Here is a 16,431-nt window from a genome sequence, read left to right as displayed (position 1 = left end):
CCCCGAGGGAAAGCGATCGCGCGGCAGCAATTCCCGCTACGGCGCGCTGCTGCGCTACCTGGGGGTGAGGGCACTGCTCATCATCCCGACCACCTGGATCCTGGTCACCCTGGTGTTCTTCCTCATGCGCGTGATCGGCGACCCGATCAGCGCCGCCATGGGCGGACGCCTCAGCCCCGAGCAGATTCGGGAACGCAAGGAGGCGGCCGGGCTCAACCGGCCCATCCTGACCCAGTACTGGGAGTACCTGTCCGGGCTGCTGAAAGGCGATTTCGGCCGCTCCCAGGACAATCGGGCGATCAGCGACGTCATCGTCACCTATGGCGCGGCCACGCTCGAGCTCGTGTTCTGGTCGCTCATCGTGGCCTTCGCGGTCGGCGTGCCGCTGGGCAGATACGCGGCCACCAAACGGGATTCGGCTCGCGATGTGAGCCTGCGGCTGTTCGCCATCCTGGTGTACGCCGCACCCGTGTTCTTCGTCGGCCTGCTGCTGAAGCTGATCTTCTCGGTCAAGCTCGGCTGGCTGCCCGTTGCCGGACGGGCCAGCACCAATGTCGAGCTGCAACTGCAGCACGTGTCGCCGAAGACCAACATCATGATCGTGGACGCGATCCTGTACGGCGACACGAGTTACATCGTCGACGTGCTCAAACACGCTGTGCTGCCCGCGATCGCGCTCGGTCTGCTCACCGCGGGCGTGTTCCTGCGCCTGGTGCGGATCAACCTGATCCAGACCCTGCGCTCCGGATACGTCGAGGCCGCTCGCGCGCGCGGTCTGTCCGACCGCGTCGTCACCGGGCGACATGCCTTCCGCAATGCCCTGATTCCGGTCGTGACCGTGATGGGCATGCAGATCGCCATGATGCTCGGCGGCGCGGTGCTCACCGAAACCACCTTCGAATGGAAGGGATTGGGCTACCAGCTCGCCTCCTACCTGCAGGCGCGGGACTTCGTGGCGGTGCAGGGCATCGTCGCGTTCATCGCCATCGTGGTGGCGGTCATGAGCTTCCTGGTGGACCTGATCGTGGCAATGATCGACCCGAGGGTGAGGTTCTGATGACCGTCATCGAAACGGGCGTCGAAGCGCCCGTCCCGCCCACCCGCAACAAGTGGCGCATCCCCGGAATGGCGTTGGTGCGCATGACCTCCGGGCTGCAGCGGTTCACGTTGCTGCTGGGGCTCGCGCTGGTGGCGGGCTTCATCCTGGTCGCCGTGTTCGCGCCGCTCATCGCGCCCTACGGGTTCGCGCAGAGCACCGCCGACGGCGTCGATTTCGTGCGCCAGCAAGCGCCTTCGGCGGCGCACTGGTTCGGCACCTCGGTGCGCGGCGAGGACGTGTTCTCCCGCGTCATCTTCGGTGCGCGCACCGCGTTGTCGGTCATCGCCGTGTCGCTGGTGCTGTCGCTGTTCGTCGGCGTGCCACTGGGTTTGGTGTCCGGCTACCTCGGCAGCTGGGTGGACCGCATCCTGGTGCTGTTCATGGACGCCATGTACGCGTTCCCGTCGCTGCTGCTGGCCATCGTGGTCTCGATCGTGGTGTCGGGCGGGCAGTCGTCGAGCTTCGGCGGCATCCTGTCCGCGGCCATCGCGATCACGGTCATCTTCGTGCCGCAGTACTTCCGGGTGGTCCGCAATGCCACCATCTCGGTGAAACAGGAACCGTACGTGGACGCCGCGCGGGTCACCGGCGCGTCCACCGCGCGAATCCTCTACCGGCACATCCTCGCCAACGTCACCCAGTCGCTGCCCGTGCTGATCACGCTCAACGGCGCGGAAGCGATCCTGACGCTGGCGGGCCTGGGCTTCCTCGGTTTCGGCATCGAACCGACCCAGGCCGCCGAATGGGGCTACGACCTCAACAAGGCGCTTTCCGATGTGTCCAACGGGATCTGGTGGACCGGCGTGTGGCCCGGCGTCGCCATCGTGCTGGTCGTGCTCGGCATGACCTTGGTCGGCGAGAGCCTCAACGAGGTCCTCAACCCGCTGCTCCGTACCCGCCGCGCCGCCACCGCACCCGCGGCCGAACCCGCTCCCGAGACCGCGAAGGAGGCAGGCGATGCCTGATCCCGTGCTGTCCTTCGAGGCCCTGACCGTCACCTTCGCCACCGACGCCGGGGCGGTCACGGCCGTGAAAGACGTTTCCTACCAGGTGTATCCGGGCGAAGTGCTGGCCGTGGTCGGCGAATCCGGCTCCGGTAAATCGGTGAGCTCCCGCACCGCCATGGGACTGCTGCCGCCCACCGCCAGCGTGCGCGGCACCGTCGTGCTGGGCGCGAAGGCCGTCACCAAGATGAGCGAGCGCGAACTCACCGCCTTGCGCGGCGGGGCCATCTCCATGGTGTTCCAGGAGCCCGGCGCGGCGCTGGACCCGCTGTTCACCGTCGGCTTCCAGATCGGGGAGGCGCTGCGCGCGCACTCGGGCATGAAGCGGAAAGCGGCCCGCGCCAAGGCGATCGAGCTGCTGCGCGCGGTCGGGCTGCCCGATCCCGAGGCGCGGGTGGACTACTACCCGCACCAGCTCTCCGGCGGCCAGAAGCAGCGCGTGGTGATCGCCATCGCCATCGCCTGCGAGCCCAAGGTGATCATCGCCGATGAGCCCACCACCGCGCTCGACGTCACCGTGCAGGCCGAAATCCTGGAGCTGCTGCGGGATCTGCGCGACCGCATCGGCGCGGCCATCGTCCTCATCACCCACAATATGGGCGTCGTCGCCGACCTCGCCGACCGTGTGGTGGTGATGCGCGAGGGCCACATCGTCGAAGAGGCCACGGTCGACAAGCTCTTCGCCGACCCGCAGCACGAGTACACCCGCGCCCTGCTGGCGGCCGTGCCGAAACTGCATGTGCTGCCGGACAACTGGGAAGGCGACGAAGACAGTGCCTCGGTGGCCGGTGCAGCGCTGACGAAGACCATCGTCCGCGAACCCGTCCCGGCCGACGCCGAGACCGTGCTCGAGGTCTCGAACCTGGTCGTCGAATTCCCCGCCCCGCTGGGCCGCCCGTCCTTCCGGGCCGTCAACGAGGTGAGCCTGACCCTGCGCCGCGGCGAAACCCTCGGCCTGGTCGGCGAATCCGGCTCCGGCAAGTCCACCATCGGCCGCTGCGTGGCCGCCCTGCAACGCCCCACCGCGGGCAGCGTGCGGGTGCTCGGCACCGATATCGCCGGGCTCTCCGAACGCAAGCTGCGGCCCATCCGCCGCCGCTTCGGCTTCGTCTTCCAGGACCCGGCCACCTCCCTCAACCCGCGCCTCACCATCGGCGAGTGCGTGGCCGAACCGCTGCTGGTGCACGGCGAGGCCAAGGGCGCGGCCGCCCGCGACCGCGTCCGCCACCTCCTCGACGACGTGCAGCTCCCGGCCGGGGTGGAAAAGCGCTATCCGCACGAGCTTTCCGGCGGCCAGCGCCAGCGCGTCAGCCTGGCCCGGGCGCTGGTGCTGAATCCGGACCTGCTGGTGGCCGACGAACCGACCAGCGCCCTGGACGTCTCGGTCCAGGCGCGGGTGCTCGAGCTGTTCGCCGAACTCCAGCGTGAGTGCGGCTGGGCGTGCCTGTTCATCAGCCACGACCTCGCCGTGGTGGATCAGCTGGCGGACCGGATCGTGGTGCTGCGCAACGGGACAGTCGTCGAGCAGGGCGACAATGACGACATTCTGCGTCGTCCGCGCGAGGACTACACCCGTCGCCTGGTCGCGGCCGTTCCCGTCCCGGATCCGGTCGAGCAACGCCGACGCCGGACCGAAACCGCGACATTGTTCGCGGGGGCGGGCACGCCCTGACACCCGGCAGGCACCGTAGCGAGTGCAAGCGCGTTATGTCGTTCCGGTACCGTGAGCAGGCATCCTATCCACCCGATTCGGCTTGGAGCTCTCCCCGACAATGACTGAACAGACCCCCAGCGGCGCCGGTGCCTCGTACGCGGCGGCCGGTGTCGACATCGAAGCCGGTGACCGTGCGGTCGAGCTCTTCGCGCCGCTGGCGAAGAAGGCAAGCCGCCCCGAGGTACAGGGCGGACTCGGCGGCTTCGCAGGACTGTTCGCATTGAAGGGTGGCTACAAGGAGCCCCTGCTCGCGGCCTCCACCGACGGCGTCGGCACCAAGATCGCCGTCGCCCAGGCCCTCGACAAGCACGACACCATCGGCCTGGACCTGGTCGCCATGGTCGTGGACGACCTGGTCGTGTGCGGTGCCGAACCGCTGTTCCTGCAGGACTACATCGCCGTCGGCAAGGTGGTGCCCGAACGCGTCGCGCAGATCGTGTCCGGCATCGCCGAGGGCTGTGTCATCGCCGGGTGCGCGCTGCTCGGCGGCGAGACCGCCGAACACCCGGGCCTCATGGGCGCGGACGACTACGACATCTCCGGCACCGGCGTCGGCGTGGTCGAGGCCGACGCCGTGCTCGGCCCGGACCGGGTCCGCCCCGGCGACGTCGTCATCGGCATGGGCTCCTCGGGCCTGCACTCCAACGGCTACTCGCTGGCCCGCAAGGTGCTGCTCGACATCGACCGCATGTCCCTCACCGGACACGTCGAGGAATTCGGCCGCACCCTCGGCGAGGAGCTGCTCGAGCCCACCAAGATCTACGCCAAGGACTGCCTGGCCCTGATCGCCGAGACCGACGTGCGCACCTTCTGCCACGTGACGGGCGGCGGCCTGGCCGCCAACCTGGCCCGCGTCCTGCCCGCCGGCCTGGTCGCCGAGCTGGACCGCGGCACCTGGAACCCGGCTCCGGTCTTCAAGATGATCGCCCAGCGCGGCCGCGTCGATCGCCTCGAGATGGAGAAGACCTTCAACATGGGCGTCGGCATGGTCGCCGTCGTCGCCCCCGAGGACGCCGACCGCGCCCTCGCCGTCCTCACCGCCCGCCACATCGACTGCTGGACCCTCGGCACGGTGAAGAAGGCCAAGGACGCCGAGGCGGCCCGTGCGGTCCTCATGGGAGACCACCCGCGCTTCTGAGCGTCGAGAAACAAAGGGCCCCGGCCACTCTGGAGAGAGTGGCCGGGGCCCTTTGCTATGCCTTTGCGGCTGTTCGCCGCGAGCTGGAGATCTTTCGTCTCTCAACGCGACAACTGATTTCGTGCCGACCGGGGTAACTCATCGGGTACGTCCAAAATCGGATTGGCACTCGACCGCCGGCACGCATGCGAAGCTGACTACGGCTCCCAGCCGTGCGCTGAAGGCGCGGGGAGGCGGGGGAGACGTGCTAAAGGGGAAGCCCGTTGGCTCCCCCTGCAGTACGTCGAAATCCGAGTCAGCGACGCCAGTCGTCGTAGCTGTCTTCTTCTTCCCAGCTCGACCGCGAATCGCTCGCGTCATGCTCTTCGGAAAGCACACCACTCCGCTGTGAGTCGGAGGGACTCCCCGACAGCTCTCGCTGAAGGCTCGAGAAGTCGGTCGACGGCGAGCTGTACTTGAGCTCCCGTGCAACCTTGGTCTGCTTTGCCTTAGCCCGGCCACGGCCCATGGCTGACCCCCTCGCGTCACTGCGGGGCGGCCTGGGGTGGGTTTGGCGGCCCCGTTCGAATTAATACTCTTCCTGACGAACACTTTAGCGTGTGTCCGGCGGTCGCGCTTCCAGGAGTGGGGGATAAACGTCGGAGGGCCGGGCGCACCCGTGCGACCGGTGGTTGGAAAAGCCCGCCGACCGGGGGCTACAGGACGCCGGGAATGGCTCGGATGATGCCCACCCGGGCCGCTCCGCCGAGCACCGCGGGGGCCGCGAGTTCGGCGTGCGCGTCGGTCCATTCGACGCCCATACGCTGGAGAATGGCCAGCGTCAGGGGGAGTCGCGCGCGATCGGCGCCGTCGTCGATCTTGTAGGCGAAGGCCGATCCGTCGGGCAGCGCGCCGGCGTGGACGCCGTCCGCACCGATCTTGCAGACCAGACCTGCGGTCGCGGTCATCACCCGGAAATCTGGTCCGTCCGTGCCGGAAATCACTCGCGGATGGGTGCGAATCGCGTCCGCGACACGGCGTTCCGGGGTACCGGGGGCCGCGGTGGCGAAGGTCGAGTAGGCGCGGGCCAGGTTCACCAGCGAGACCGGGACGATGGGCAGGCCGCACCCGTCGATGCCCAGATCGGTCTCCGGCTCACCGGTCACGTCGGCGACGGTCTCGAGCACGGCCTGCTGCAGCGGGTGGCCGACCTCCAGGTAACCGCGGGTGGGCCAGCCGTTGATCTTGCAGGTGGCCAGCATGGCGGCATGTTTGCCGGAACAGTTCATGAAGACGCGGCGGGCGGCCTTCGCGCGGTCGCTGCCGGCCAGCACCTGGGCGCGGGCCTGCTCGTCGAACGGCAGGTCCGGCGGGCACTCCAGGTCGTCCTCGGACAGATCGAAGCGATCCAGCAGCCGCTGCACCAGCTCCACGTGATCGGGCTCGCCGAAATGCGAGGCGGTGGAGATGGCCAGCTCGCTGTCGTCGACCGGTTCGAAACCATTGCGCAGCAAGGTCAATGCCTGCATGGGCTTGTTGGTCGAGCGCGGGAAGATCGGGCCGTGCACCGCGCCGATCTCGACCAGCGGCTCGCCGTCGGGGCGCAGGACCACCGCTGATCCGCGATGCACGCACTCCCGGAACCCGGAGCGCACCACCTCGACGAGATCCACGCTCATGCTTGCGTTCCCTTCTGGAGTCGATGTCATCGGCGGGCCGCCCCGGCGTGGCGGCGGTGATGGCGGTCGATCTGCATGCGCACGTCGTCGGAGATCGTGGGCTCGGCGGCCAGCAGGGTGTCCAGTCGCTCCGGATCCGTGCCGGTGAACAGGTCGCGCACGGTGACGCCGTGCGCGGGCACGTGCACCACCCGCACCTGGTCGCCGATCCCGATCGCGCCCTCGGTGAGCACGCGCAGGTAGGCGCCCGTATTCGCTTGCGCCGTGAAGCGTTTCACCCACTGCGGCTCGCCCGTGCGCCACTGGAAGGTGGCGCAGGGAACGCGCGGGGCCGACACCTCGAGCAGGGTGTCGCCGATGGTCCAGTGTTCGCCGATCACGGCGTCGCTGACGGGAAGGCCGGACACGCGCAGGTTCTCGCCGAACCAGCCGGGTGCGAGTTCCCGGCCCAGCTCCTCGGCCCAGCGGGCGGCGTCCTCCTCGGCGTAGGCGTACACGGCCTGGTGCACCCCGCCGTGGTTCTTCGTGTCGCACACGTGGTCGCCGTCGAGGCCGAGCGCCTTGACCCGAACCCGGTGCGGCACCGGGCGTTTGTCGATGGCGGTGCGGCCCACCTTGGACGACTTGGCGGGCACCTCGAGCTCGGCGTGCACCACGCACACGGCCAGCACCTGGCCGGTGGCGGTGCTCATCGCCCGCGGAGCTTCTCGACGGCGAGCCGGCCGGCCTGCGGTTCGTCGTGCGCGGGCACCGAATCCGGGTCGATGGCCGCCGCGCACGGGCCCGCCACCAGCTCGGTGTCGACGGGAATGGTCCGCTTGATCAGCGCCAGGGCGATCGGGCCGAACTCGTAATGGTCGATCACGGTGCCGAGCGTCCCGACCGCGCGACCGCCCGCGGTCACCGGATCACCGGACGCCGGACGGGAATCCGCGGCGCCGTCCAGGTGCAGCAGCACCAGGTGCCGGGGCGGTTTGCCGAGATTGTGGACGCGGGCCACGGTCTCCTGGCCGCGGTAGCAGCCCTTGTTCAGGTGCACGGCGCCGTATTCCGCGGGACCGCCGATCCAGTTCACCTCGTGCGGGATGGTGCGGTCGTCGGTGTCGAGGCCGAGGCGGGGGCGCAGGGCCGCGGCGCGCAGCGCCTCGAAGGCCCACATGCCCGCGGCTTCCGCGCCCGCGGCGCGCAGCTTGGTCCACCAGGTGACCAGCTGGTCGCGGGGGACGATCAGGTCGAAGGAGTCGGCGGTGGGCCAGGGCATGCGGCGCAGGAAGCCGCCGCCGGGCAGCGGGACCGCGCGATTGGTCTCGGGAAGGGCCGGGACGCCCAAGGTTTCGGTGGTGAGTTCGGTCACGCCGGGGCCCAGCAGGCTCAGCACGGCATGGTCATCGGCCTCGACGGGCTTGGCGTCGGCCCAGAACACCATCTTCTGCAGGAAGCTCAGCAGGTCCGCTCCGCGCGCGCCCTCGGTGTCGATCCACACCGTGCCGTCGAGGTCGGTGAGGACGAAGTGATTGAGCACCCGGCCGTTCAGATCGAGGTCCAGATCCTCCGCGGAGTCGCCGTCGCGCAGGTCCGCGACGGCCTGGCTGGAGATGGTGTTCAGCCAGCTCAGCCGTTCTTTTCCGGTGATGGCGAGCACGAATCGGTGGGAGCGATCCACCACCGCGACCCGCTGTACCGCCGCGCGCTGCTCGCCGAAGGGGTCCCCGTAATGCCACGCGACCGCGGCATCCGGTGACTCCGGCAGCCCCGCGACAGCCCCTGGAACCTGCAAGATCGGACTGGGCGCAACCGAGGAGGACACACACCCACCCTATGCCAACCCGGGCCGCGGTCTCGTCTGCCTCTACGCGACCTTTGCGGGAACCGGCGAATCGCGACCCGGTGCGGGTGAACGTGTCACCGCGGGGCCGTGTGGCGTAAGAGGGTCACGGGGCCGGGTGCCGCGCCGGGCGCCGTTGGCACTTATGGGTCGCGGGCATGGGTTTACCGGGTGGTGGCAGGCGGGTTGACGGGGTAGGCGGCGCGGTATGGCCGCCGGGGCGCGCCATCTGTCATAGGGTCGATGACATGGTGGAACGGGTTCTGGTGACTCTCGACGGCGCGATCCAGGATCCGGATGCGCCTTTGCTGTACGCGGATGACATCGGTGCGCTGCGGGGCGACGGAATTTTCGAGACCGTATTGGTGCGTGACGGCGTACCCTGCGCGCTCGAATTGCATCTGGCCCGGCTGCGCCGCTCGGCCGAGGCCCTCGAATTGCCGACGCCGGATCTCGAGGCGTGGCGGTTCGCGGTGGAGATGGCGGCCGAGGAGTGGGGGAGCGAGCGCGAGGGGACGCTGCGCATGGTGCTCACGCGGGGGCGTGACAGCGACCACGGGCCGGTTAGCAAAGGTTCGGCAAACAAGAGTGGGGATCTGGCCGGCGCCGAACCCGCCACTACCGGTTACGTTTTGGTGGCCGAGGTGCCCGAGCGTGTGAGAACCGCTCGCACCGAGGGTGTTTCGGTGATCACGCTGTCGCGCGGCATTTCCGTCGATCTGGCGCAGAACGCGCCGTGGCTGCTGTTGGGCGCGAAGACCCTGTCGTATGCCACCAATATGGCGGCGCTGCGCTTCGCCCAGCGGATGGGCGCCGACGACGTCATCTTCACCAGCACCGAGCATCGGGTGCTGGAGGGGCCGCGCTCGACAGTCGTTGTGCAGCGCGACAATAAGCTGATCACCCCGCCCGCTCGCAATGGCGTGCTGCCCGGTACCACCCAGCGCGCGCTGTTCGCGCAGGCGGAGAAGGCGGGCTGGGACTGCGAGTACGAGCCGCTGTTCATCGCCGACCTGATCACGGCCGACGCGGTCTGGCTGCTGTCCTCGGTCACGCTGGCCGCGCGCGTCAATTCCCTGGACGGACTGCGCATGTCGCCGCCCGACAATGCCGGGGAGATCGTCGAGATGGTGAACCGCGGCATCGCGTTGCCGGGCAGTCTCGCGGACTGGTGATCCGGATTCAAGGGCCTTTTGCCTGAATCGGTCCCTGTTTCGGTGAGGCCCCCGGGGACCTTGGCAGTCAATCTGTCACATTGTGGCTAATTTTGGGCGCACTGTGGCGCGGCGCATGTTGATCTGAAGACCAGTCGGCGTAGGGTCTGTTACTACGTCATGTCGTAGAACGGCAGGGAGGTCGGATGAGCGTCGTAGATCTGGCGCGATGGCAATTTGGAATTACCACCGTCTATCACTTCATCCTGGTGCCACTCACCATCGGCCTCGCACCGCTCGTCGCGGGCATGCAGACCGCCTGGGTGATCACCGGCAAGGAGCACTGGCTCAGGCTCACAAAGTTTTTCGGCAAGCTGTTCCTGATCAACTTCGCCCTCGGCGTCGCCACCGGCATCGTGCAGGAATTCCAGTTCGGCATGGGCTGGAGCGAATACTCCCGCTTCGTCGGCGACGTGTTCGGCGCACCGCTGGCCATGGAGGCGCTGGTCGCCTTCTTCATGGAGTCGACCTTCCTGGGCCTGTGGATCTTCGGCTGGACCCGACTACCGCAGAAGGTGCACCTGGCCTGCATCTGGCTGGTCGCCATCGGCGTCAACGCGTCGGCGTACTTCATCATCGCGGCCAACTCGTTCATGCAGCACCCGGTCGGCGCGGAATACAACCCGGCCACCGGACGCGCTGAGCTGCACAGCATCTGGGCGGTGCTCAGCAACAACACCACCCTGGCGGCCTTCCCGCACGTGGTGGCCGGAGCCTTCCTCACCTCGGGCACCTTCGTCGCCGGCATCGCCGGCTGGTGGATGGTGCGCAACGCCCGCAAGGCCAAGGCCGAGGACAGCGAGGCTCCGCTCGAGGAGGCCCGCACCATGTGGCGGCCCAGTGCGCGCATGGGCTTGTACGTCATCCTCATCGCCTCGGTCGCGCTGATCTTCACCGGCGACATCCAGGGCAAGCTCATGTTCAAGCAGCAGCCCATGAAGATGGCGTCGGCGGAATCGCTGTGCCACACCGAGACCAACCCCGACTTCTCGGTGCTGACCATCGGTACCCACAACAACTGCGACAGCGTCGATCACGTCATCAAGGTGCCGTACGTGCTGCCGTTCCTGGCCGAGGGCAAGTTCAGCGACGTCACCCTGAAGGGCGTCAAGGACCTGCAGGTCGAATACAACGAGAAGTACGGCATCGGCGACTACCGGCCCAACCTGTTCGTCACCTACTGGTCCTTCCGCGCCATGATCACCTGGATGGCCGGCTCGATCCTGTTGGTGCTGGCTGGATTCTGGGTCACCCGCCGCGGTCGCATCCCGGACCAGACCTGGTTCGGCTGGCTGTCGCTGATCGCCATCGCCACCCCGTTCCTGGGCAATATCTCCGGTTGGATCTTCACCGAGATGGGCCGCCAACCCTGGGTGGTGGCGCCCAACCCGACCGGGGACCAGCACATTCGAATGACGGTGCAGCAGGGCGTCTCCGGGGTCTCGCCGGGCACGATCCTCACCTCGCTGATCGTGTTCACGGCGCTCTACGGGCTACTGGCCATCGGCTGGTTCTACCTGATGCGCCGGTACGTGATCGCCGGACCCGACACACCGGCCGCCGACTCCGACGCCCCGAAGATGACCGGGGACTCCGTCGAGAAGCTTTCCTTCGCCTACTAGGAGCCGAGGATGAGTCTCCCTGAATTCTGGTTTCTACTGATCGCGGTCCTGTTCACCGGCTACTTCGTGCTGGAGGGCTTCGACTTCGGCGTCGGCATGCTGCTGCCCATCATCGGCCGCGGCGACGAGGTGAAGAAGCGCGTGGTGCTCAACACCATCGGCCCGGTGTGGGACGGCAACGAGGTGTGGCTGCTCACCGGCGGCGGCGCCATGTTCGCGGCCTTCCCGGAGTGGTACGCCAGCCTGTTCTCCGGGTTCTACCTCGCGCTGCTGCTGATCCTGGTCGGGCTGATCGCGCGGGCCTGCGCCATCGAATGGCGGGGCAAGATCAACGACCCGCGCTGGCGCAACTGGTGCGACATCGGCATCGCGCTCGGCTCCTGGATCCCGGCACTGGCCTGGGGACTGGCCTTCGCGAACATCGTGCACGGCGTGAAGCTCAACCAGCACAAGCAGATCGAGGGCAATCTCCTCAACCTGCTCACCCCGTACGGCCTCCTCGGCGGGCTCACCACGCTGCTGCTGTTCATGCTGCACGGTGCGGTGTTCATCGCCCTCAAGACCGGCAACGAGGTGCGCGACGACGCCCAGCGGATCATCCGCCTGCTGTTCGTGCCCACCGCCGTGGTGGTGGCCGCCTTCGGCCTCTGGACCCAGCTCGCCTACGGCCAGGGCTGGACCTGGATTCCGTTGGTGCTGGCCGTGGTCGGGCTGGTGGTCGCGGGCTTGGCGGCGACCCAGGGCCGCGACGGCTGGGCCTTCACCGGCACCGCGGTCACCATCGCGGCGGCCACGGTACTGCTGTTCGGGTCGCTGTTCCCGAATGTGCTGCCCTCCACCATCAATGACGCGTACAGCCTCACCGTCGACGGGCGCGGCGGCACGGTGGCAGCGTCCTCGACCCACTACACACTGGTGGTGATGAGCTGGGTGGCGGTGGCGCTGGTCCCGGTCGTGCTGGTCTACCAGGCCTGGACGTACTGGGTGTTCCGCAAGCGGCTCACCATGGAACAGATCCCGGCCCCGATCGGGCTGCCCATGGAATCCGCCAAGAGCTGACCATGCACCGGCAGGCTTGAACAGGGACGGGCTGAGTTGAACAGGGACGGGCTGAGTTGAACAGGGACGGGCGTACCGGCGTGAAACCCGGTACGCCCGTTTCTTGAATTGGGCACTGCGTAGAGGAGATCGACCATGGCACGACCGGTGGACCCGCGACTGTGGCGGCACGCTCGCTCGGCGCGCAGGTATCTCGGACTCAGTGTGGGGCTGTCGCTGGTCACCACCGGGTGCATAGTCATCGCGGCGCTCGCGTTGGCGCGGGTGCTCGCGGGGGTGATCACCGAGCCGGAGCATCGCCGGATCGGCTCCTGGACAGTCGAATTGGTCATCTTCGCCGTGGCCGTCGGGTGCCGGGTCGCCGCCACCTGGTGGCAGTCCCGCCTCGCGCACCGCGCCGGAGCCCAGGTGGTCGCCGAACTCGAGACCGCCGCTCTCGACGCCGGGGCGCAGTTGCCGCCCCGCGAATTGGAAAGCCGCCGCACCGAACTCGCGGTGGTGGTCGGTTCCGGGCTCAGCGGCCTGCGCGCCTATCTCGCGGGCTACCTTCCCGCCCTGATCCTGGCCACGCTGGTGCCGCCGGTGGTGCTGGCCGTCATCGCCGCCCACGACTGGATCTCCGGCGTGATCATCCTGGTCACCCTGCCGCTGATTCCGATCTTCATGATCCTCATCGGCCTGCTCACCCAGGGCAAATCCGCCGACACCCTGGCCGCCACCACCCGGCTCTCGGATCAACTCCTCGATCTCTTCGCGGGCATGCCCACCTTGCGCGCCCTCGGCCGCGAAACCGGACGCGCCGACGCTGCGGCAGTGGGTGATTCACCCCGCAGCATGGCGGGCCGGGTCCGCGAGCTCGGCGACGTCCTGCACCGCCGCACCATGTCGGCCCTGCGCCTGGCCTTCCTGTCCTCCATGGTCCTGGAAATGCTCGCCACCCTGTGCGTGGCCCTGGTCGCCGTCTCCATCGGCATGCGCCTGGTCTTCGGCCACATGGGCCTGTACGCGGGCCTGCTCGCTCTCATCCTCGCCCCCGAGGTCTATCTCCCGCTGCGCGCCGTCGGCGAACGTTTCCACGCCGCCCAGGACGGAATGGCCGCCGCCGAACGAGCTTTCGCCATCATCGAGCCGGACGCCGATCCCGCCGCGAGCGCCGCACCGGCCGACCCGAACCGAGCCGGACACCGGAACATCCACGGCCACATCGACATCCGCAACCTCACCATCCGGTCCCGCGACGGCTACGCCCCCGACCGCCTGTCCGCCGATATCCGTCCCGGCCTGGTCACCGTGCTCACCGGCCCCAACGGCTGCGGCAAATCGACCGCGCTGCAGGCGATCCTGGGCCTGCTCACCCCCGACTCCGGAACCGTCCTCGTCGACGACGCCCCCGTCCCCGATCTGGATCTCGACGACTGGTGGTCGCACATCGCCTGGCTGCCCCAGCGGCCGGTCCTCGTCCCCGGCACCCTCCGCGCCAACCTCGAACTCCTCGGCCCCCCGGCGGGTCCCGCGCAGATCGAATCTGCCTGTGTCGCCACCGGATTCGACACCGTCCTGCGCGATCTCCCCGACCGCTGGGACACTATCGTCGGCACCGGCGGCCTGGGCCTCTCCCTGGGCCAGCGTCAACGCCTCGCCCTCACCCGCACCCTGGCCGCCCCCCGCTCGATCCTCCTCCTCGACGAACCCACCGCCCACCTCGACGACGCCTCGGAGGCAACAGTTCTCGCGGCCCTGACCGCCCGCGCCCGCGCCGGAGCCACGGTCGTCGTAATCGCCCACCGCCCGTCCGTTCTCGCCGTCGCCGACCACATAGTCGAGGTCCATGCAACCGCCCGGTCGGCATCGATCGACTCGGAATCGGTACATGAGAGCGGAATTCATGCGAGGACGGCAGAGCCACGCCGGACACTCCGCGACGCCGCGGACGCCTACCGCGGCGGCCCGCCGGACAGCGCCGCCGATCCGTCCGGCGAAGCCGCACCGGGGCGCGGTGACGGCGGCGACGCGGTGCTCGAACTGCCCCGGGCCGATACGGCCTGCCCGGTCGGCATCTGGGGCCCGGCCGGGGCTTCGCAGGGTCGGCCGCTTGTCGGTGATGGCGCTCGGACTGCCTCGGCACTCACTGCGGAGCAGGAGGTCGCCGCACCCGATCCGACCGGCGGCGAGACAGCGGCGATGGGAGACATTCCGGACGGTGCCATGTCCGCTCGGGTCGAGCATCACGGCGCCCGGTCGGGAGACTCGGCGGATCACGCTGTGGGAGAGTTCGATTCGGCGGAGGTGTCGGCGCGATGAGGGCGGTACTTGCTGATTTTCGGTGCATTCGGGAGCTGCTCGAGCTGTCGCGGGCGCGGATGGCGCTGTCGGTGGGGTGGGGGGTGCTGGCGCTCGGGAGCGGGCTCGGGCTGGCGGCCCTGGCGGCGTGGCTGATCGCGCGGGCCTGGCAGATGCCGCCCGTGCTGGATTTGAGCATCGCCGTGACAACCGTGCGGGCGCTGGGTATTTCGCGGGGGTTGTGCCGGTATCTGGAGCGGCTGGCCACGCATGATGTGGCACTGCGGTCCATGAGTACCGCGCGGACCACGACGTATCGAACGCTGGCGGGTGCGGATATCTGGCGGCTGCGTCGCACCGAAGCGAAAGACGAAGTCGGGTCCGGGGATCCGACTCGACTGCGGCGAGGTGAGCTGCTCGGGCGGGTGATGAGCGATATCGACGATCTGGGGGCCGTGGTGGTGCGGGCATTCGTGCCCATCGCGGTGGCGCTGATCCTGTCGCTGCTGGCCGTCGGGCTGCTGGCGAGCATTTCGGTGCTCGCGGCCGTGATCCTGGCCGTCGCACTGGCGATTTCGGGAATCATCGCGCCGTGGCTGTCGGCGCGGGCGGCCCGGGAGGCGGAGCTGGCGGTGCGGGCCGATCGGACCGAGTTCACCGCGGAGGCACTCACCGTGCTTGATCATGCGCCCGAATTGCGGGTCGCGGGAAGGCTTTCCGATGCGGTCGGCGCGGCGACCGCCGCCGGGCAGCGGGCGGTGGCGGCCGAGGATCGGGCGGCGAAGCACGGCGCGTGGGCGGCGGCGGTGCTGCCACTGTCGATCGGGGCCAGTGTGCTGGGGGCCTTGCTGATCGGGATCGTGCTGTACGGCAGCGGGACTCCCGTGCCGACCGCGGGCTTCCAGACTGTCGCGCCGGGCGGTATCTCGCCGATGGCGTTCACGGTGCTGGTGCTGGTACCGCTGTCTGCCTTCGAGGCGGTCGCGGTGCTTCCGGCCGCCGCGCAGGCGCTGACCACCGGCCGCGCCGCCCTGCATCGCCTGAACCGGCTCGAACACAGCGAATCCGAGACTCCTGCGCCGACTTTCCCGCCGCTGCCCGCAGGCCGTCGCATCGCGGTCGTCGGGCCCAGCGGCGCGGGCAAGACCACGCTGCTGATGGGCTGGGCGGGGCTGTTCGACACACCGCGCCCCGGTGTCACCTTCTTCGCCGAGGACGCGCACCTGTTCGGGACCACCGTGCTGGAGAATCTGCGGGTGGCGCGGGGCGACATCACCGCGGCGGAGGCCGAAACCGCCCTGCGCGCAGTCGGAGCGGGGGATTGGCTGGACTCCCTGCCCGAGGGCGTCGACACCGATCTGGTCGGTGGTGCTGCGGCGGTCTCGGGTGGTCAGCGCCGCCGCATCCTGCTGGCCCGCGCCCTGCTCTCGCCGGCCCGGGTGCTGCTGCTGGACGAGCCCACCGAGCACATGGAGGCCGAGGCGGGCGCGGAGTTGCAGCGTCGGCTGCTGGATGAATCCAGCGGGCTGGTGGATCGTGACCGCACGGTCGTGGTGGTCACCCACCAGCTGCCGCCGGACACCAAGGCCGACACCGTCGTTCACGTCGAGCCCGGCGGCAGCCTCTCGGTTGATCATTTTATTCCCGCCTGACCTGCTGTTTCGCGGTCCGAGAAAATACGTTGCCGCCTTTGACTCGAGCGACTAATTTCGTCGGTACACAGGAAGGAGGTGGTTCGAGAATGATTTCTAGGACGCGTGAGGTGGCTGCCAGCTAGGCGCTACCGCTGCAATCGGATTCCGATCGCGCGAGCCCTCG

General features: G+C 68.8%; 12 protein-coding genes and 1 pseudogene. 9 read left to right on the top strand and 4 right to left on the bottom strand.

All coding sequences use genetic code 11. The features are described from left to right. Window positions 1–46: 46 nt before the first annotated feature. The 4 genes from GPX89_RS18630 (at window position 47) to purM (ending at window position 4,955) form a co-directional block, all read left to right on the top strand. Entirely contained in the window at window positions 47–1,057 is a 1,011-nt protein-coding gene (locus GPX89_RS18630; protein ID WP_198347508.1) for an ABC transporter permease, read from the top strand. Continuing rightward, window positions 1,057–2,064 carry an ABC transporter permease gene (locus tag GPX89_RS18625; protein ID WP_157388856.1) on the top strand — a complete coding sequence of 336 codons (1,008 nt, stop codon included), beginning with the start codon at window positions 1,057–1,059 and terminating at the stop codon, window positions 2,062–2,064. Before GPX89_RS18630 ends, GPX89_RS18625 begins: the two co-directional genes overlap by 1 nt. Beyond that, window positions 2,057–3,775, top strand: a complete 1,719-nt coding sequence (locus tag GPX89_RS18620) for an ABC transporter ATP-binding protein (protein ID WP_157388855.1) — start codon at window positions 2,057–2,059, stop codon at window positions 3,773–3,775. The genes GPX89_RS18625 and GPX89_RS18620 overlap by 8 nt, the downstream gene beginning before the upstream one ends. 100 nt (window positions 3,776–3,875) lie before the next feature. Next, window positions 3,876–4,955, top strand: a complete 1,080-nt coding sequence (gene purM / locus GPX89_RS18615; protein ID WP_157388854.1) for a phosphoribosylformylglycinamidine cyclo-ligase — start codon at window positions 3,876–3,878, stop codon at window positions 4,953–4,955. A gap of 295 nt (window positions 4,956–5,250) precedes the next feature. Here the strand turns inward: purM and GPX89_RS18610 are convergent, their stop codons facing one another. The 4 genes from GPX89_RS18610 to ygfZ form a co-directional block, all read right to left on the bottom strand. Next, window positions 5,251–5,463, bottom strand: coding sequence for a DUF3073 domain-containing protein (locus GPX89_RS18610; protein WP_157388853.1), 213 nt, complete (start codon window positions 5,461–5,463; stop codon window positions 5,251–5,253). Window positions 5,464–5,650: 187 nt separating this feature from the next. Further along, window positions 5,651–6,613: an asparaginase gene (locus GPX89_RS18605; RefSeq protein WP_157388852.1), complete on the bottom strand. Its 963-nt coding sequence runs from the start codon at window positions 6,611–6,613 to the stop codon at window positions 5,651–5,653. A 26-nt stretch (window positions 6,614–6,639) separates the two neighbouring features. After that, window positions 6,640–7,305 carry an MOSC domain-containing protein gene (locus tag GPX89_RS18600; protein WP_157388851.1) on the bottom strand — a complete coding sequence of 222 codons (666 nt, stop codon included), beginning with the start codon at window positions 7,303–7,305 and terminating at the stop codon, window positions 6,640–6,642. Next, window positions 7,302–8,420: a CAF17-like 4Fe-4S cluster assembly/insertion protein YgfZ gene (ygfZ, locus tag GPX89_RS18595; protein ID WP_328601978.1), complete on the bottom strand. Its 1,119-nt coding sequence runs from the start codon at window positions 8,418–8,420 to the stop codon at window positions 7,302–7,304. The genes GPX89_RS18600 and ygfZ overlap by 4 nt, the downstream gene beginning before the upstream one ends. Before the next feature lie 266 nt (window positions 8,421–8,686). Between ygfZ and GPX89_RS18590 the strand changes: the two genes are divergently transcribed. The 5 genes and pseudogenes from GPX89_RS18590 to GPX89_RS18570 all read left to right on the top strand — a co-directional run bounded on the left by GPX89_RS18590 (window position 8,687) and on the right by GPX89_RS18570 (window position 16,265). Next, window positions 8,687–9,613, top strand: coding sequence for an aminodeoxychorismate lyase (locus tag GPX89_RS18590; protein ID WP_157388850.1), 927 nt, complete (start codon window positions 8,687–8,689; stop codon window positions 9,611–9,613). A gap of 185 nt (window positions 9,614–9,798) precedes the next feature. Continuing rightward, window positions 9,799–11,274, top strand: coding sequence for a cytochrome ubiquinol oxidase subunit I (locus GPX89_RS18585; protein WP_157388849.1), 1,476 nt, complete (start codon window positions 9,799–9,801; stop codon window positions 11,272–11,274). Between the two features lie 9 nt (window positions 11,275–11,283). Then, entirely contained in the window at window positions 11,284–12,333 is a 1,050-nt protein-coding gene (gene cydB, locus GPX89_RS18580) for a cytochrome d ubiquinol oxidase subunit II (protein ID WP_157388848.1), read from the top strand. 135 nt (window positions 12,334–12,468) lie between these two features. Next, window positions 12,469–14,175 (top strand): annotated as a pseudogene (gene cydD, locus GPX89_RS18575) (thiol reductant ABC exporter subunit CydD); the annotation flags it as partial. Between the two features lie 455 nt (window positions 14,176–14,630). After that, complete coding sequence (locus tag GPX89_RS18570) at window positions 14,631–16,265, top strand: ATP-binding cassette domain-containing protein (protein ID WP_157388846.1); 1,635 nt, start codon at window positions 14,631–14,633, stop codon at window positions 16,263–16,265. Window positions 16,266–16,431 lie beyond the last annotated feature (166 nt).

The organism is Nocardia terrae (assembly GCF_009760405.1).
Taxonomy (GTDB): Bacteria; Actinomycetota; Actinomycetes; order Mycobacteriales; family Mycobacteriaceae; genus Nocardia; species Nocardia terrae.
Note: the sequence above shows the minus strand (reverse complement) of the source record. Positions and strands in the feature narration are given on the sequence as shown.

Coding starts and splice junctions, on each gene's coding strand:
- purM (WP_157388854.1), top strand. CDS start 3,876: ATGACTGAACAGACCCCCAGCGGCGCCGGTGCCTCGTACGCGGCGGCC.
- cydB (WP_157388848.1), top strand. CDS start 11,284: ATGAGTCTCCCTGAATTCTGGTTTCTACTGATCGCGGTCCTGTTCACC.
- GPX89_RS18600 (WP_157388851.1), bottom strand. CDS start 7,305: ATGAGCACCGCCACCGGCCAGGTGCTGGCCGTGTGCGTGGTGCACGCC.
- GPX89_RS18570 (WP_157388846.1), top strand. CDS start 14,631: ATGAGGGCGGTACTTGCTGATTTTCGGTGCATTCGGGAGCTGCTCGAG.
- GPX89_RS18590 (WP_157388850.1), top strand. CDS start 8,687: ATGGTGGAACGGGTTCTGGTGACTCTCGACGGCGCGATCCAGGATCCG.
- GPX89_RS18605 (WP_157388852.1), bottom strand. CDS start 6,613: ATGAGCGTGGATCTCGTCGAGGTGGTGCGCTCCGGGTTCCGGGAGTGC.
- GPX89_RS18610 (WP_157388853.1), bottom strand. CDS start 5,463: ATGGGCCGTGGCCGGGCTAAGGCAAAGCAGACCAAGGTTGCACGGGAG.
- GPX89_RS18585 (WP_157388849.1), top strand. CDS start 9,799: ATGAGCGTCGTAGATCTGGCGCGATGGCAATTTGGAATTACCACCGTC.
- GPX89_RS18625 (WP_157388856.1), top strand. CDS start 1,057: ATGACCGTCATCGAAACGGGCGTCGAAGCGCCCGTCCCGCCCACCCGC.
- GPX89_RS18620 (WP_157388855.1), top strand. CDS start 2,057: ATGCCTGATCCCGTGCTGTCCTTCGAGGCCCTGACCGTCACCTTCGCC.